This is a genomic window from Achromobacter sp. 413638 (assembly GCF_043119405.1).
Lineage (GTDB): Bacteria > Pseudomonadota > Gammaproteobacteria > Burkholderiales > Burkholderiaceae_B > Achromobacter.
The window spans coordinates 1-16,017 of record NZ_JBICCO010000060.1 but is presented as its reverse complement, the minus strand read 5'-3'; the positions used below and the strand labels follow the sequence as shown (position 1 = coordinate 16,017).

Annotated in this window: 15 protein-coding genes; all 15 read left to right on the top strand. The window is 66.6% G+C overall.

Going from position 1 to position 16,017, the window contains the following annotated elements; translation table 11 throughout:
* The first annotated feature begins 293 nt into the window (after positions 1–293).
* Positions 294–719, top strand: a complete 426-nt coding sequence (gene ndk, locus ACEU5R_RS21595) for a nucleoside-diphosphate kinase (protein WP_103275334.1) — start codon at positions 294–296, stop codon at positions 717–719.
* Positions 720–762: 43 nt separating this feature from the next.
* Positions 763–1,917: a 23S rRNA (adenine(2503)-C(2))-methyltransferase RlmN gene (gene rlmN, locus ACEU5R_RS21590; protein WP_212312488.1), complete on the top strand. Its 1,155-nt coding sequence runs from the start codon at positions 763–765 to the stop codon at positions 1,915–1,917.
* The gene (locus ACEU5R_RS21585; protein WP_103275332.1) at positions 1,914–2,411 is read left to right on the top strand and encodes a RodZ family helix-turn-helix domain-containing protein; all 498 of its coding nucleotides are present in this window, start codon (positions 1,914–1,916) and stop codon (positions 2,409–2,411) included. The genes rlmN and ACEU5R_RS21585 overlap by 4 nt, the downstream gene beginning before the upstream one ends.
* Positions 2,412–2,425: 14 nt before the next feature.
* Entirely contained in the window at positions 2,426–3,712 is a 1,287-nt protein-coding gene (ispG, locus tag ACEU5R_RS21580) for a flavodoxin-dependent (E)-4-hydroxy-3-methylbut-2-enyl-diphosphate synthase (RefSeq protein ID WP_103275331.1), read from the top strand.
* A gap of 56 nt (positions 3,713–3,768) precedes the next feature.
* A complete protein-coding gene (gene hisS, locus ACEU5R_RS21575) occupies positions 3,769–5,055 on the top strand; it encodes a histidine--tRNA ligase (RefSeq protein ID WP_392411543.1) in 1,287 nt (428 codons plus the stop codon).
* 3 nt (positions 5,056–5,058) lie between these two features.
* A complete protein-coding gene (locus ACEU5R_RS21570) occupies positions 5,059–5,697 on the top strand; it encodes a tetratricopeptide repeat protein (protein ID WP_103275330.1) in 639 nt (212 codons plus the stop codon).
* 5 nt (positions 5,698–5,702) lie between these two features.
* On the top strand, positions 5,703–6,863 hold the full coding sequence (gene bamB, locus ACEU5R_RS21565) for an outer membrane protein assembly factor BamB (protein ID WP_103275329.1): 1,161 nt from the start codon (positions 5,703–5,705) through the stop codon (positions 6,861–6,863).
* A gap of 25 nt (positions 6,864–6,888) precedes the next feature.
* Complete coding sequence (der, locus tag ACEU5R_RS21560; protein WP_103275328.1) at positions 6,889–8,238, top strand: ribosome biogenesis GTPase Der; 1,350 nt, start codon at positions 6,889–6,891, stop codon at positions 8,236–8,238.
* A 4-nt stretch (positions 8,239–8,242) separates the two neighbouring features.
* A complete protein-coding gene (hisC, locus tag ACEU5R_RS21555) occupies positions 8,243–9,319 on the top strand; it encodes a histidinol-phosphate transaminase (protein WP_392411542.1) in 1,077 nt (358 codons plus the stop codon).
* 165 nt (positions 9,320–9,484) lie between these two features.
* Positions 9,485–9,721 carry an RNA chaperone Hfq gene (hfq, locus tag ACEU5R_RS21550; protein ID WP_006218585.1) on the top strand — a complete coding sequence of 79 codons (237 nt, stop codon included), beginning with the start codon at positions 9,485–9,487 and terminating at the stop codon, positions 9,719–9,721.
* Positions 9,722–9,871: 150 nt separating this feature from the next.
* Positions 9,872–10,978: a GTPase HflX gene (gene hflX, locus ACEU5R_RS21545; protein ID WP_103275326.1), complete on the top strand. Its 1,107-nt coding sequence runs from the start codon at positions 9,872–9,874 to the stop codon at positions 10,976–10,978.
* Positions 10,944–12,248: an FtsH protease activity modulator HflK gene (gene hflK, locus ACEU5R_RS21540; protein ID WP_103275325.1), complete on the top strand. Its 1,305-nt coding sequence runs from the start codon at positions 10,944–10,946 to the stop codon at positions 12,246–12,248. Before hflX ends, hflK begins: the two co-directional genes overlap by 35 nt.
* Positions 12,249–12,266: 18 nt before the next feature.
* On the top strand, positions 12,267–13,166 hold the full coding sequence (gene hflC, locus ACEU5R_RS21535) for a protease modulator HflC (RefSeq protein ID WP_103275324.1): 900 nt from the start codon (positions 12,267–12,269) through the stop codon (positions 13,164–13,166).
* A gap of 255 nt (positions 13,167–13,421) precedes the next feature.
* Positions 13,422–14,579 (top strand): ATP phosphoribosyltransferase regulatory subunit, encoded by a 1,158-nt coding sequence (locus ACEU5R_RS21530; RefSeq protein WP_103275323.1) that lies wholly within the window; start codon positions 13,422–13,424, stop codon positions 14,577–14,579.
* A 76-nt stretch (positions 14,580–14,655) separates the two neighbouring features.
* Positions 14,656–15,951, top strand: coding sequence for an adenylosuccinate synthase (locus ACEU5R_RS21525; RefSeq protein ID WP_199770891.1), 1,296 nt, complete (start codon positions 14,656–14,658; stop codon positions 15,949–15,951).
* Positions 15,952–16,017 lie beyond the last annotated feature (66 nt).

The following is a 16,017-nucleotide window of genomic DNA, read 5'->3' as shown; positions in this document are numbered from 1 at the left end:
GTTGGGCATTGCCGGACCATTACTTCGGCAGGGCCGCGGGCCGGCGGATTCCCTCAGACGGAATGCCGGCGGCCTGGCGGGATATCGGCGCAGGCCGGCATGGGATGGACATAGGTGGGCAGTGTCGAATCCTGCCTCGGCCGTGTGGTACGGGCCGGCCTGGAACGGTGATGCGTTCCGGACCGCTTGCGCGCAGGCAGCGCGACGGCGCCTGAAGGGTGAAACCGACAGGCGCGGAACCACGCCGGGCAATTAATCAGAAACCAGTCAGAAACCAGTTTTCGGAGTTCTCCATGTCCATCCAACGCACCCTCTCGATCATCAAGCCCGACGCCGTCGCCAAGAACGTCATCGGCCAGATCGTCGCCCGCTTCGAGCAAGCCGGCCTGAAGGTCATCGCCGCCCGCCTGCAACAGCTGTCGCGCGCCGATGCCGAGCGCTTCTACGCCGTGCACAAAGAACGCCCCTTCTTCAAGGACCTGGTCGACTTCATGGTCTCGGGCCCCGTGTTCGTGCAAGTGCTGGAAGGCGAAGAAGCCATCCAGAAGAACCGTGACCTGATGGGCGCCACCGACCCCAAGAAGGCCGCCCCGGGCACCATCCGCGCCGATTTCGCCGACAGCATCGACGCCAACGCCGTGCACGGCTCCGACGCTCCGGAAACGGCCGCTGTCGAAGTCGCCTTCTTCTTCCCCGAAATCAACATCCACAGCCGTTGATTCTCGCGGAAACGCCGTAATCGTTTTTTAGCTTTGCCAGGTCATGGAATCCGTCGAACGAATCAATCTGCTGGGGCTTGATGGCGCCGCCCTGTCCGAACTCGTCGGGCAATGGGGGGGCAAGCCGTTTCGCGCCCGCCAGCTGCAGCGCTGGATGCACCAGCGCGGCGCCGATTCGTTCGACGCCATGACCGACCTAGCCCGCGAGTTCCGGGGCCAGTTGGCCGAGCGCTGCCGCATCGAGGCCCTGCCGGTCAATACCGAGCAGCGTTCGTCCGACGGCACGCGCAAGTGGTTGTTCGACGTGGGGCAGGGCAACGCCATCGAGACGGTCTTCATCCCCGAAGACGATCGCGGCACGCTGTGCATCTCCAGCCAGGCCGGCTGTGTGGTGAACTGCCGTTTCTGCTCGACCGGACACCAGGGCTTCAACCGCAACCTGAAGACCAGCGAGATCATCGGCCAGCTGTGGTGGGCCAAGCGTGTGCTCGAGGCCGATATCGGCACGGCGCGCCTGGAAAGCGCCAAGGCATCCGAAGACACCCGCGTGGTCAGCAACGTCGTCATGATGGGCATGGGCGAGCCTCTGCTCAACTACGACCAGGTCCTGCCGGCGCTGCGCCTCATGTTGGACGACAACGCCTACGGCCTGTCGCGCCGCCGCGTCACCGTGTCGACCTCGGGCGTGGTTCCCATGATGGACCGCCTGTCGCAGGACTGTCCGGTGGCGCTGGCCGTGTCGCTGCACGCGCCCAACGACGCGCTGCGCGACGAACTCGTGCCGCTGAACAAGAAATACCCGTTGAAGGAGCTGCTGGCCGCTTGCGAGCGCTATCTGGCGCATGCGCCGCGCGACTTCATCACTTTTGAATACTGCATGCTGGACGGCATCAATGACACCGACCAGCACGCCAAGGAATTGATCCAGCTTGCACGACTGGTGCGCTGCAAGCTCAACCTGATCCCGTTCAACCCTTTCCCCGAGTCGGGCCTGAAGCGCTCGCCTTCGGCGCGTGTGAAAGTCTTCGCGCAGCGCCTGATGGACGCGGGCATCGTCACGACGGTGCGCAAGACACGGGGAGACGACATTGATGCCGCTTGCGGCCAACTGGCCGGGGAAGTGCGCGACCGCACCCGGATCACCGAGCGCAACGCCGCACAGCGCCAGACCATACCAATTAAACAGGTGCATGCATGACGCAGGAATTGGCTTCCGCAGCGGTGTCCGAGACGTCCGCGGCCGGTACTGGAAAGATCGGCTCGGCGCTGCGCGCGCTGCGCGAATCCAAGGGCTGGTCGGTGGACGAAGTGTCCAGCCGGATCAAGTTCTCCGCCCGTCAGATCGAAGCCCTTGAAAACGAGCAATGGGCCGACCTGCCCTCGGGCGTGTCGCTGCGCGGCCTGATCCGCAACTATGCGCGTCTGCTTGGCGCGGACTCGCAGGCCATCGTCGAGTCGCTCGATCCCAAGGAACGCGTCACCGGGCCGGTCAAGCTCAGCCCGGGCGCGCTGCATTCCGCGCATTCCATTCCCCAGTCCGGGGCCGACGACGAGCGTTCCTCGTCGGCGTCCTGGGGCTGGCTGATCGCCATCGTGCTGGTGCTGGCCGCCGGCGTGGCCTATGCGTTCTGGCAGGGCTGGCTGCCCCAGCATTGGCTGGCGTTCGACTGGCTCCCCAAGCTGTCCAAGTAAACCCGGTTTCCCCGATGCAAGAATCCTCTCTGCCTTGCCAGGATGCGCCGCCTCCCGATGTGGGAGCCGCGCCGCGCCGCGCCACGCGTTCAGTGGACGTGAAGTGGGGCGAGCGCGTGGTGACGATCGGCGGCAGTGCGCCGGTGGTGGTCCAGTCCATGACCAATACCGACACCGCCGACGCCATCGCCACCGCGATCCAGGTCAAGGAACTGGCGCTGGCCGGTTCCGAAATGGTGCGGATCACGGTCAACACGCCGGAAGCCGCCCGTGAAGTCGCGGCCATCCGAGAGCAGCTCGACCGCATGGGCGTGGACGTGCCGCTGGTGGGCGACTTCCACTACAACGGCCACAAGCTGCTGACGCAGTTCCCGGAATGCGCGCAGGCCCTGTCCAAGTACCGGATCAATCCGGGCAACATGGGTGGCGGCAAGCGCCGCGACGACAATTTCGCGCAGATGATCGAGGTTGCCTGCCGCTACGACAAGCCGGTGCGCATCGGCGTGAACTGGGGCAGCCTGGACCACGAGCTGATGGCCCGCAAGATGGACGAGAACAACCAGCGCGCGGTGCCCTGGGAGGCTCAGGCGGTGATGCGCGACGCGCTGGTCGTGTCCGCCATCAGCAATGCGCAGCGCGCGGAAGAGCTGGGCCTGCGCCGCGATGCCATCATCCTGTCTTGCAAGGTCAGCCATGTGCAGGACCTGATCGCCGTCTATCGTGATCTGTCCGCCCGTTGCGACTATCCGCTGCACCTGGGCCTGACCGAGGCCGGCATGGGCAGCAAGGGCATCGTGGCCTCGACGGCGGCGCTGGCCGTGCTGTTGCAGCAGGGCATCGGCGACACCATCCGCATTTCGCTGACGCCCGAGCCGGGCGGCGACCGCAGCCGCGAGGCCGTGGTGGCGCAGGAAATCCTGCAGACCATGGGCCTGCGCGCGTTCACGCCGCTGGTGGTGGCCTGCCCGGGTTGCGGCCGCACCAGCAGCACGTTCTTCCAGGAGCTGGCCGACAGCATCCAGTCCTATCTGCGACGGCAGATGCCTCTGTGGCGCACGCAGTATCCGGGCGTCGAGAACATGAACGTCGCGGTCATGGGCTGTGTGGTCAACGGGCCGGGCGAAAGCCGGCACGCGGACATCGGCATCAGCCTGCCGGGCACGGGTGAAGTGCCCGCAGCGCCGGTGTTCGTGGACGGCGAGCGCACGGTCACGCTCAAGGGTGATCACATCGCCGAAGAGTTCCAGGCCATTGTCGAAGACTACGTCGCGCGCCGTTACGGCGCGCACGCCTCTCACTAAAAGTAAGGGTAGGGTCGTTGCGTGCGCCGGCAGGCGCGCGGGACGGCATGATCAAGATGACTCAAGCTTTCCAGAAAGTGGCCGCGATACGCGGCATGAATGACCTGTTGCCGGGGGCCAGCGCCCGCTGGGAACAATTCGAGGAAATCGTGCGCGGCTGGCTGCGCGGCTATGGCTATCGCAACGTGCGCACGCCGGTGCTTGAGCATACGCGCCTGTTCGCGCGCGGCATCGGCGAGGTCACCGACATCGTCGAGAAGGAGATGTACACCTTCACCGACGCGCTCAACGGCGAATCGCTGACCATGCGTCCGGAAATGACGGCCGGCATCGTGCGCGCATCCATCGAGCACAACCTGCTCTACGATCGCCCGCAGCGCGTCTATTCCATCGGCCCCGTGTTCCGCCACGAGCGCCCGCAGCGCGGCCGCTACCGCCAGTTCCACCAGATCGACGTCGAGGCGCTGGGCTTCGCCGGTCCCGACGTGGACGCTGAACTCATCGTCATGCTGGCCCGCCTGTGGAAGCTGCTGGGCCTGACCGACGTGCGGCTCGAATTGAATTCGCTGGGCCAGCCGGCCGAGCGCGCCGCGCACCGCGCCGCGTTGATCGAGCACCTGGAAAAGCACCGCGACATCCTCGACGAGGATGGCCAGCGCCGCATGTACACCAATCCGCTGCGCGTGCTGGACACCAAGAATCCCGCCATGCAGGAAATGGCCGACAGCGCGCCGCGCCTGTTCGATTTCCTGGGCGAGGAATCGCGCGCGCACTTCGACGGCGTGTGCCAGCGCCTGGCCGATGCCGGCATCGAATACCGCCTGAACCCGCGCCTGGTGCGCGGGCTGGACTACTACAACCTGACCGTGTTCGAGTGGGTGACCGATCGCCTGGGCTCTCAGGGCACGGTGTGCGGCGGCGGCCGCTACGATGGCCTGATCGAGCTGCTGGGCGGCAAGCCGGCGCCGGCCGTGGGCTTCGCCATCGGCATGGAGCGCCTGCTGGACCTGTGGGAGCAGAGCGTCGAGGTCCAGGCCGAGCCCGAGTGCGAGGTGTACGTGGTGCACCAGGGCGAAGAGGCCCAGCGGCTGGCCGCGCAGGTCGGCGAGGACCTGCGCGACGCCGGTCTGTCGGTGATCGTGCACGCTGGCGCGGCCAGCTTCAAATCCCAATTCAAGCGCGCCGACGGCAGCGGCGCGCGGGTTGCGGTTATTCTTGGCGCCGACGAAGTGGCCGCGCGGACCGCCAGCGTCAAGTTCCTGCGGGCCGACGCGCAAGGCGAGGCCGAGCAGCGGCAGGTTGCCCTGGCGGAGTTGGCCAGCGTATTGAAGAACAAGGGTTAAGGCATGGCATACGATCTCGAAGAACAGGAAAAACTCGACGCAATCAAGGCCTGGTGGGCCCGCTACGGCACGGTGGTCATCTCGCTGGTGGCCGCCGTGGCCCTGGCCTGGGGCGGCTGGTGGAGCTGGAAGGCCTATGAGTCGCATCGCGCGAACCAGGCCATGAGCTACTTCGAGGCGCTTGAGGACGCGGCGCGCCTGGGCACCGCCGATTCGGTCGTGCGCATCAAGACCGCCGCCGCCACGCTGCGCGAGCAGTACGGCTCCACCGGCTACGCCGCCCGCGGCGCGCTGGTGGCGGCCCAGGCCCTGCTGATCCAGAAGGATACGGACGGCGCGCGCGAGCAGCTCGAATGGCTGGCCGCCCAGAACAAGAACCCGTCCATGCAGTCCGTCGCGCGCCTGCGCCTGGCGGGTCTGCTGCTTGACCAGAAGCAATACGATGCCGCGCTGACGCAGCTGAACAGCCCGCCGCCCGCGTTCGCGGCCTTGTTCGCCGACCGCCGTGGCGATATCCTCGCTGCCCAGGGCAAGCGCGACGAGGCGCGGGCCGCATGGCAAAGCGCCATCGATGGCCTGGGAACCGCGAATCCGCTGACCCAAGTCGTGCAATTGAAACTGGATGCCCTGAGCGGAGCCTGACTGTAATGCGTAAATTTGCCACTGGCCGTGCCCTGCGCGGCGCCGTATGCCTGACGGGCCTGCTGGTCCTGGGCGGTTGCGGCATGTTTTCCCGGGACGACGGCCGTTACGACCCGGCGCCCCTGACCGAGTACAAGGCCGGCATGTCGGTGCGTCAGGTCTGGTCCGTTTCGGTGGGCAGCGGCTCGGGCCTGGGCTTCGCGCCCGCCGTCGTCAACGACGCCGTCTATGCCGCCACGCCCGACGGCTCGGTCGGCAAGTTCGACCTGCAAAGCGGCCGCCAGATCTGGAAGGTCCGCGCCGAGACCAAGCAGCTCTCCGCCGGCGTCGGCAGCGACGGCACGACCACGGCCGTCGCTTCGCCCGACGGCGACGTGATCGCCTTCGACGATACCGGCAAGGTCAAGTGGAAGGCCCGCGCCACCAGCGACGTGACGATTCCGCCCGTGGTGGGCTACGGCATCGTCGTGGTGCGCAGCGGCGACTATCGCATCCAGGCCTTTGACGCCAACAGCGGCGACCGCCTCTGGAGCGTGCAGCGGCCCGGCCCGGCCCTGGCTCTGCGCAGCGCCGCCCAGATGGTGCTGGCCGAGGGGCTGGTCATCACCGGCCTGCCCGGCGGCAAGCTCATGGCCATCGCCTCCGACAGCGGCAACGTCCAGTGGGAAGGCACCGTGGCCACGCCGCGCGGCGCCAGCGACCTGGAACGCCTGACCGACGTGGTGGGCTCGCCCCGCATCGCCGGCAACCTGCTTTGCGCGGTTGCCTACCAAGGGCGTATCGTATGCTTTGACGTGACGGCCGGCGGCCGTCCGATCTGGGCCAAGGACTTCTCCAGCGTCAGCGGCATGAGCCTGGATGAGCGCTTCGCCTACGCGTCCGACCAGAACAGCGTGGTCAGCGCCTTCGCGCTGGACAATGGCGGCAACGTCTGGAAGCAGGCCGCGCTGAAGAACCGCCAGCTGACCGCGCCGGCCCTGCTCGGCGGCGCGCTCGCCGTCGGCGACCTGGATGGTTACGTGCACTTCCTGTCGCGCAGCGACGGCAGCCTGATGGCGCGCCTGTCGGTGGGCGGCGGAGCGATCGTCTCGCCGCCGCAGACCACGTCGCAAGGCGTGCTGATCCAGACGGGCAATGGCAACCTTGCCCTGATCGGCTCCAACTGAAACCCATAGAACAAAAGCCCTTACCGTGTCTTTCAAGCCTGTCGTCGCCCTGGTCGGCCGCCCCAATGTGGGGAAGTCGACCCTTTTCAACCGCCTGACGCGATCGCGCGCCGCGCTGGTGGCCGATTATTCCGGCCTGACCCGCGATCGCCACTATGGCGAGGGCAGGGTGGGCGAGATCCCGTTCATCGCGATCGACACGGGCGGCTTCGAGCCGGTGGCCAAGGACGGCATCCTGCTGGAAATGGCGCGCCAGACCCGGCAGGCCATCGCCGAGGCCGACGTGGTCGTGTTCCTGGTGGACGCGCGAGCCGGCCTCAACGCCCATGACCACGAGATCGCCCAGCTGCTGCGCAAATCCGGCCAGCAGCGCGTGCTGCTGGCGGTCAACAAGGCCGAGGGCATGGGATCCGGCGCCGCCGTGGCCGAGTTCCACGAACTGGGCCTGGGCCAGCCGTATGCGATTTCGGCCGCGCACGGCGATGGCATCGTCGACCTGATCGAGCTGGCGCTGAAGGACCTGGCGCCGCCGGTCGAGGAAGAGCCCGTCGAGGAAGGCCCGCACGATCACCGCATCAAGCTGGCCATCGTCGGCCGTCCCAACGTCGGCAAGTCCACGCTCATCAACACGCTGATGGGCGAAGAGCGCGTCATCGCGTTCGACATGCCGGGCACCACGCGCGACGCCATCGAAATCGACTTCGAGCGCGACGGCCGCCGCTACACGCTGATCGACACGGCCGGCCTGCGCAAGCGCGGCAAGGTGTTCGAGGCGGTCGAGAAGTTCTCGGTCATCAAGACCCTGCAGGCCATCGAGGCCAGCAACGTGGTCCTGCTGATGCTGGACGCGCAGACCGAAATCTCCGAGCAGGACGCCCACATCGCGGGCTTCGTGCTGGAGACGGGCCGCGCGGTGGTGGTCGCCATCAACAAATGGGATGGCCTGGACGCCGACCAGAAGGAACGCATCGAGCGCGAGTTCCAGCGCAAGCTGCGCTTCCTGTCCTTCGCCCGCATGCACACGATTTCGGCGTTGCGTGCACAGGGCATGCGGCCGCTGCTCAAGTCCATCAACGCCGCCCACAGCGCCGCCTTCGCCAAGCTGTCCACGCCCAAGCTCACCCGCGAGCTGCAGGCCGCGGTCGAGCAGCAGCCGCCGCCCCGCAAGGGCATCTTCCGCCCCAAGATGCGCTACGCGCACCAGGGCGGCCAGAACCCGCCGCTGGTCGTCATCCACGGCAACGCGCTGGATGCGGTGCCGGATTCCTACCGGCGCTACCTGGAAACGCGTTTCCGCAACGCCTTCGACCTGGCCGGCACGCCGCTGCGGATCGAATTCAAGTCATCGCACAATCCTTACGCGCAGGAAGATTGACCCCATGAGCAGATTCTGGAGCCCCGTGGTGGGGACGTTGAGCCCCTACGTGCCGGGCGAGCAGCCCAAGCTTCGGAATCTGGTCAAGCTCAATACCAACGAGCATCCCTACGGGCCGTCGCCCAGGGTGCTCGAGGCCATACGCGGCGCCTGCGACGATACGCTCAAGCTCTACCCGGATCCGTCTTCCGACAGCCTGCGCCAGGCCATCGCCGACAACTGCGGCGTGCGCCCGGAGCAGGTCTTCGTGGGCAATGGCTCCGACGAGGTGCTGGCGCACGTGTTCCTGGCGCTGCTCAAGCATCCGCGTCCGCTGCGCTTTCCCGACATCAGCTACAGCTTCTATCCGGTCTACTGCGGCTTGTACGGCATCGACCATGAAACGGTGCCGCTGACCGACGATTTCCGCATCGATCCGGAAGACTACCTGCCGGGCCGCAATGGGCCAGCGGGCGCCATCATCTTCCCCAATCCGAACGCGCCCACGGGCCGGGCGCTGGCCGTGGGCGACATCGAACGCATCGCGGCCGGCAATCCCGACGCGGTTGTGGTGGTGGACGAGGCCTATGTCGATTTCGGCGGCGAATCGGCCATTCCGTTGATCGCGCGGCACGACAATGTGCTGGTGGTCCAGACCCTGTCCAAGTCGCGTTCGCTGGCGGGGTTGCGGGTGGGTTTCGCCGTCGGCAGTCGCGAGCTGATCGACGGGCTGGAGCGGGTCAAGAATAGTTTCAATTCCTACCCCATCGACCGGCTGGCCTCGGCCGGCGCGATCGCCGCGCTGCAGGACCGCGAATACTTCGAGCGCACGCGCCAGGCGGTGATCAAGACCCGCCAGGACATGGCGCGGGGGCTCGGCGCGCTGGGATTCGACGTGCTGCCTTCGGCGGCGAACTTCGTCTTCGCCCGCCACCCGGGCCACGACGCGGCGGCGCTGGCCGCCGCGCTGCGCGAGCGCGGCATCATCGTGCGCCATTTCCGGCAGCCGCGCATCGAACAATTCCTGCGCATCACCGTCGGCACGGACGAGCAGACGGGGCTGTTGCTGGCCGCGCTGGCGGACATCCTGAACGCCCGCTGATGGCCTCGCCAAGGATGTTTTTCCGGCCGGAAATCTCTTGTGCCACTTTGTGCGTGGCGCAAGTAGCACGGGCCGGGAAAACCCTGTAGAGTACGTATTTCGGTGCGCGCCACCAACATTTTCAGCGCGCCGCCACTTAAATAACAAACAAATGGAGCCTGGCCAATGAGCAATAAAGGGCAAACTCTGCAAGATCCGTTCCTGAACACGCTGCGCAAGGACCATGTGCCCGTGTCGATCTACCTGGTGAACGGCATCAAGCTTCAAGGGCAAATCGAATCCTTCGACCAGTATGTGGTGCTGCTGCGCAATACGGTCACCCAAATGGTTTACAAGCACGCCATTTCCACCGTGGTCCCGGCCCGCGCCGTGAATTTCCAGGTGGAAGTCCCCGCTGAATAAACCTGCTCCGGCCGCTTTACCTTTTATTGCCCGCCTGACGGTCCACGTCGGCGGGCATTTTCGTCGCCAGGACGAAATTCCCGTTTCAGGGGAATACAGGCGCCCGCTGTCGCGCCCTGGTTTGATTTCGGGCTTCAAAATGGTGCATGTATGCGCGCACTGATCATCAGCGTCGACCTCGGGGACCCGGATTTCCTTGCCCATGCCGAGGAATTCGCCATGCTGGCCAAGGGCGCCGGCGCCGAAATCGTCGGCACGCTGACGGCGCGGCGCGACCGCCCCGACGCCAAGTTCTTCATCGGCTCGGGCAAGGCGGACGAGGGCGTGGGCATGGCCCAGGCCCTGCTGGCCGACATCGTGCTGTTCGACCAGCCCCTGTCGCCGGCCCAGCAGCGCAACCTGGAACGGCTGTTCAACCTGCGCGTGGTCGACCGGGTCGCGTTGATCCTGGATATCTTCGCGCTGCGCGCCAAGAGCCACGAAGGCAAGCTGCAGGTCGAGCTGGCCCAGCTGCAGCATCTGGCCACGCGCCTGACGCGCATGTGGAGCCACCTGGAGCGTCAGCGCGGCGGCATCGGCATGCGCGGTCCTGGCGAATCGCAGCTGGAAATGGACCGCCGCATGATCGGCGCCAAGGTCAAGGTGCTGCGCGAGCGCCTGGACAAGGTCGAGCGCCAGCGCGTCACGCAGCGCCGCGCCCGGGCCCGGGGCGGCGCGCTGTCGGTGTCGCTGGTGGGCTATACCAACGCCGGCAAGTCCACGCTGTTCAACGCACTGACCCGCGCCGACAGCTACGCGGCCGACCAGCTGTTCGCCACGCTGGACACCACCACGCGGCGGATCTGGATCGAAGGCGCAGGCTCGGTCGTGGTGTCCGACACGGTGGGCTTCATCCGCGACCTGCCGCACGGCCTGATCGCCGCGTTCCGCGCCACGCTGGAGGAAACCGTGCACGCGGACCTGCTGCTGCACGTGGTGGACGCGGCCAGTCCCCAGCGCGATGAGCAGATATTCGAAGTGAACAAGGTGCTGGCAGAAATCGGCGCCGCCGCCATCCCGACCATTCTTGTATATAACAAGATCGACAGGGCCGGACTGGAGCCGCGAGTGGAGCGCGACGCCCATGGTACGATTGCGCGAGTATTTGTAAGCGCCACCGAGCGCGCCGGTCTGGATGCGTTGCGCGGGGCAATTGCAGAGATCGGACAGATTGTGGGAAACAATGCCTCGAATTTCCAAACTATTCAATCTGAATGACCCCGGCTGGGGTCGTGGCAACAACAACGGCTCCGAGCCGCCGCCCAAGCGGCCGCAAAACGGAGGCGATGGTCCGCCCGACCTGGACGAGGTTTGGCGCGATTTCAATAATCGCATCGGCTCGCTGTTCGGGCGCAAGGGCGGCGGGGGAAACAACCGTCCTGGCAACCGTGGCGGCATGCAGCCGCCTTCGCCGCGCGGCGCCCGCATCGGCCTGGGCGTCATTGCCCTGGTCGCGATCGGCGTCTGGGCGGCCAGCGGCTTCTACATCGTGCAGGAAGGCCAGGTCGCGGTAGTGACCCAGTTCGGCAAATACAAGAGCACATCGCAAGCCGGCTTCCAGTGGCGCCTGCCGTATCCCATCCAGAGCCATGAAACCGTCAACGTGTCGCAGCTGCGCACGTTCGAAGTCGGTTTCCGCGGCGGCGCGCGCAACAAGGTGCTGCCCGAGGCGCTGATGCTCACGACGGACGAGAACATCGTCGATATGCAGTTCGTCGTTCAGTACCGCCTGCGCGCCGACGGCGCGCCCGATTATCTGTTCATGACCCGCGACCCGGACGAGTCCGTGCGCCAGGCCTCCGAGACCGCGATGCGCGAGATCGTCGGCAAGCAGACCATGGACTTCGTGCTGTACGAAGGCCGGACCACCGTGGCCAGTCAGGTTCAGGCGCTGATGCAGCAGATCCTGGATCGCTACCAGACCGGCATCCAGGTCAGCACCGTGGCCATCCAGAACGTGCAGCCGCCCGAGCAGGTGCAGGCCGCGTTCGACGACGCCGTCAAGGCTGGCCAGGACCGCGAGCGCCAGATCAACGAAGGCCAGGCCTACGCCAACCAGGTCGTGCCGCTGGCCAGCGGTCAGGCCTCGCGCATGCAGGAGCAGGCCGAGGGCTACAAGGCCAAGGTGATCGGCGATGCGCAGGGTAATACCGCGCGCTTCACCAGCATCCTGGGCGAATACGAGAAGGCGCCGGCGGTCATGCGCCAGCGCATGTACCTGGAGAGCATGCAGGAGATCTTCACGCGCGCCAGCAAGGTCATGGTCGATACCAAGAGCAACAACAACATGTTGTATCTGCCCCTGGACAAGATCATGCACCTGGCCGCCCAGGACGCCGCCAAGTCCGCCGCTGCCGCCGGCTCGGCTTCGTCCTCGCTGGTCAATCCGCCGTCCCAGCCGCCGCTGCGCAGCGGCGCCGTGCCGGCCGCGCCATCTTCCGGCAGCAGCAATAGCAACACGCTGCCTCGCGACCGTGCGTCGCGTTAATCCGGAGGACCACTGATCATGCAACGTCTCATGCCTATCCTGGTCGGCCTGCTCATCGTGCTGGCCGCCCTTTCTTCCTGCGTCTTCGTGGTGCGCGAGCGTGACTACGCCCTGGTGTTCTCGCTGGGCGAAGTGCGCAAGGTCATCAGCGAACCGGGCCTGTACTTCAAGGCGCCGCCGCCGTTCCAGAACGTGGTGACGCTGGACAAGCGCATCCTGACCATCGAAACCAACGACGCCGAGCGCATCCAGACTTCCGAAAAGAAGAACCTGCTGATCGACTCCTACGTCAAGTGGCGCATCGCGGATCCCCGCCTGTACTACGTGACCTTCGGCGGCAACGAACGCGCCGCGCAGGAACGCCTGCAGGCGCAGATCCGCGACGCGCTGAACGCTTCGGTCAACGTGCGCACCGTGCGTGACGTCGTTTCGTCCGAGCGCGACAAGGTCATGGCCGAAATCCTGACCAACGTGGCCAAGCGCGCCGAGCCGCTGGGCGTGCAGGTCGTCGACGTGCGCCTGCGCCGCATCGAGTTCGCCCCCGAGATCTCCGAGTCGGTGTACCGCCGCATGGAAGCCGAGCGTACCCGCGTGGCCAACGAGCTGCGCTCGATCGGCGCGGCCGAGGGCGAGAAGATCCGCGCCGAAGCCGACCGCCAGCGCGAGGTCATCGTGGCCCAAGCCTATGCCAAGGCGCAGGGCGTCATGGGCGAGGGCGATGCCGCGGCGGCATCGATCTATGCACAGGCCTATGGCAAGAACCCGCAGTTCTACACGTACTACAAGAGCCTGGAAGCCTACCGCGCTTCGTTCTCGAAGCCGGGCGACGTGCTGGTGGTCGACCCCAGCTCCAGCTTCTTCCAGTTCATGAAGGATCCGGGCGCGGCCCTGGCGCCGGTGACCGTGCCGGCCAAGTAAGCCCGCACGGCCCCCGGCCGGCAAAAGCCCCTTGGCTCGCTAAGGGGCTTTTGCTTTGCGGCCCGCGCAGATCGGGTCGGGAATAGGGGACGGCTTGAGCCTCGGTGCGGGGCGGCTGGCGCGCGTCGCTGAACCATGTACAATACCGCGTAAGCTAGAAAACATTCCGCAGCGGCTGAGCGGGCTTACGCCCCTCAGCCGCTTTTCGTTTGGGCGACGCCCACGCATCACTAGGCGTTCTTCAGGTAAACACTCATGGGTAACTGGTTGCTGCCCGAGAGCCTCGCCGACGTACTTCCGGCCGAGGCCCGGCGCATCGAGGAACTGCGCCGCGAACTTCTCGATCTGTATCGCACTTACGGTTTCGAGCTGGTCGCGCCGCCCCTGGTCGAATACATCGATTCATTGCTGTCGGGCACCGGCAGCGATCTGGATCTGCGCACCTGCAAGCTGATCGACCAGCTTTCGGGCCGCACGCTGGGCGTGCGGGCGGACATGACCCCGCAAGTGACGCGCATCGACGCCCACCTGCTGAACCGCGCCGGCGTGACCCGCCTGTGTTATTGCGGCAACGTGCTGCACGCTCGCCCGGCGGACCTGCTGTCCAGCCGCGAGCTGCTGCAGATCGGCGCCGAGATCTACGGCCATGCCGGCTTCGAGGCTGACCTGGAAATCATCCAGCTGGTCCTGGAGACCGTCGCCATCGCCGGCGTGCGCAATCCGCGCCTGGACCTCTGTCATCCCGGCGTGCTGCGGGCCATCCTGGAATCGGATCCGGTGGCCGAGAGCCTGTCGGAAGCGCTGTTCCCGCTGCTGCGCGAGAAGGACGTGCCCGGCCTGGTCGAACTGGCCAGGCGGGCGCCCGGCCTGCGCGACGAGACGCTCAACGCGCTGCGCCTGCTGCCCAACCTGTACGGCGGGCCCGAGGTGCTGAAGCAGGCGCGCCGCGAACTGCCGCTGTTGCCCGGCGTGGCGGCGGCGCTGGACGCGCTGCAGGCGCTGACCGATGCGATGCCCGACACGGCATTCAGCATCGACCTGGCCGATGTTGGCGGCTATGGCTATCACTCGGGCGTGAAGTTCGCGCTCTACGCTGAAGGCTGGCGCGATGCGCTGGTTTCCGGCGGCCGTTACGACGACGTCAGCCGGGCTTTCGGCCGCGCGCGTCCGGCCACCGGCTTCAGCCTCGATTTACGCAAGCTGGCGGCCGGTCTGCCGCCGGCGGAACGGGCTCGCGCGGTGCGCGCGCCCTGGGGCCAGGAGCCCGCCCTGACCGAGGCGGTGCGCCGCCTGCGCCGGTCGGGGGAAATCGTCGTTCAGGTATTGCCCGGTCACGAGCAGGATCAGGACGAATTCGTTTGCGATCGCGAGCTGGCGCTGCAGGATGGCGCCTGGACGGTCAGAACGCTGTGACTAACCCCCTCTTGGCGACAAGAGGGCCGCGGGGAGATTTCCGGATTTCCCGAGAAACTCGATATTGATTCGTAACATGAGCAAGAACGTAGTCGTGATCGGCACCCAGTGGGGTGACGAGGGCAAGGGCAAGATCGTCGATTGGCTGGCGGAGTCCGTCCAGGGCGTGGTCCGCTTCCAGGGCGGCCACAACGCCGGCCATACGCTGTGGATCAACGGCCAGAAGACGATTCTGCGCCTGATCCCGTCGGGCATCATGCATCCCGGCGTGACCTGCTTCATCGGCAATGGCGTGGTGCTGTCGCCCGAGGCCCTGCTCAAGGAAATCGAAGAGCTCGAGGCCGCCGGCCTGGACGTGCGTTCGCGCCTGCAGATCTCCGAGGTCTGCCCGCTGATCCTGCCGTACCACGTGGCCGTGGACAAGGCGCGCGAAGCGCGCAAGGGTGACGGCAAGATCGGCACCACCGGCCGCGGCATCGGTCCAGCCTACGAAGACAAGGTCGCCCGCCGCGCCATCCGCGTGCAGGACCTGTTCAATCCCTCGCTGTTCGACGAGAAGCTCGCCGAGGTGCTGGATTACCACAACTTCGTGCTGACCAAGTACCTGGGCGCCGAAGCCGTCTCGGCCAACGAAGTGCGCGATCAGGCCATGGCGCTGGCTCCGGCCATCGCCCCCATGGTCAAGGACGTGTCCAGCAACCTGTACGCCATGCAACAGGAAGGCAAGCGCCTGCTGTTCGAAGGCGCGCAGGGCGCGCTGTTGGACGTGGACCACGGCACCTACCCCTACGTCACCAGCAGCAACTGCCTGGCGGGCGCGGCCTCGGCCGGCGCCGGCGTCGGTCCGCAGTCGCTCGACTACGTGCTGGGCATCACCAAGGCCTACACGACCCGCGTGGGCTCGGGTCCGTTCCCGACCGAGCTGGTCGACGAGATCGGCACCCGCCTGGCCACCATCGGCAAGGAATTCGGTTCCGTCACGGGCCGTCCGCGTCGCTGCGGCTGGTTCGACGGCGCCGCGCTCAAGCGCTCGGTGCGCCTGAACGGCATTTCCGGCCTGTGCATCACCAAGCTGGACGTGCTCGACGGCCTGGAAACCATCCAGCTGGGCGTCGGCTACCGCGTCAACGGCGAATTCCGCGACGTGCTGCCCTACGGCGCGCATGCCGTGGCCCAGGCGCAACCGGTGCTGGAAGAGCTGCCGGGCTGGAGCGAATCCACCGTCGGCATCACCGAGTACGACAAGCTGCCGGCCGCCGCCCGCCGCTACCTGGAACGCGTGGCCGAAGTCTGCGGCGTGCCCATCGACCTGGTGTCGACCGGCCCGGACCGCAACGAGACCATCGTCCTGCGTCACCCGCTGAAGGGCTGAACGCCGGCTGGGCCGCGCTGCGGCTCGGCTTCGCGCCGGTCTTGATGTGAAAAGCCCCCGTTCATC

Coding starts and splice junctions, on each gene's coding strand:
- hisC (WP_392411542.1), top strand. CDS start 8,243: ATGAGCAGATTCTGGAGCCCCGTGGTGGGGACGTTGAGCCCCTACGTG.
- ACEU5R_RS21585 (WP_103275332.1), top strand. CDS start 1,914: ATGACGCAGGAATTGGCTTCCGCAGCGGTGTCCGAGACGTCCGCGGCC.
- rlmN (WP_212312488.1), top strand. CDS start 763: ATGGAATCCGTCGAACGAATCAATCTGCTGGGGCTTGATGGCGCCGCC.
- hflK (WP_103275325.1), top strand. CDS start 10,944: ATGCCTCGAATTTCCAAACTATTCAATCTGAATGACCCCGGCTGGGGT.
- ACEU5R_RS21530 (WP_103275323.1), top strand. CDS start 13,422: ATGGGTAACTGGTTGCTGCCCGAGAGCCTCGCCGACGTACTTCCGGCC.
- ndk (WP_103275334.1), top strand. CDS start 294: ATGTCCATCCAACGCACCCTCTCGATCATCAAGCCCGACGCCGTCGCC.
- ACEU5R_RS21570 (WP_103275330.1), top strand. CDS start 5,059: ATGGCATACGATCTCGAAGAACAGGAAAAACTCGACGCAATCAAGGCC.
- ispG (WP_103275331.1), top strand. CDS start 2,426: ATGCAAGAATCCTCTCTGCCTTGCCAGGATGCGCCGCCTCCCGATGTG.
- hflC (WP_103275324.1), top strand. CDS start 12,267: ATGCAACGTCTCATGCCTATCCTGGTCGGCCTGCTCATCGTGCTGGCC.
- ACEU5R_RS21525 (WP_199770891.1), top strand. CDS start 14,656: ATGAGCAAGAACGTAGTCGTGATCGGCACCCAGTGGGGTGACGAGGGC.
- hfq (WP_006218585.1), top strand. CDS start 9,485: ATGAGCAATAAAGGGCAAACTCTGCAAGATCCGTTCCTGAACACGCTG.
- hflX (WP_103275326.1), top strand. CDS start 9,872: ATGCGCGCACTGATCATCAGCGTCGACCTCGGGGACCCGGATTTCCTT.
- bamB (WP_103275329.1), top strand. CDS start 5,703: ATGCGTAAATTTGCCACTGGCCGTGCCCTGCGCGGCGCCGTATGCCTG.
- hisS (WP_392411543.1), top strand. CDS start 3,769: ATGACTCAAGCTTTCCAGAAAGTGGCCGCGATACGCGGCATGAATGAC.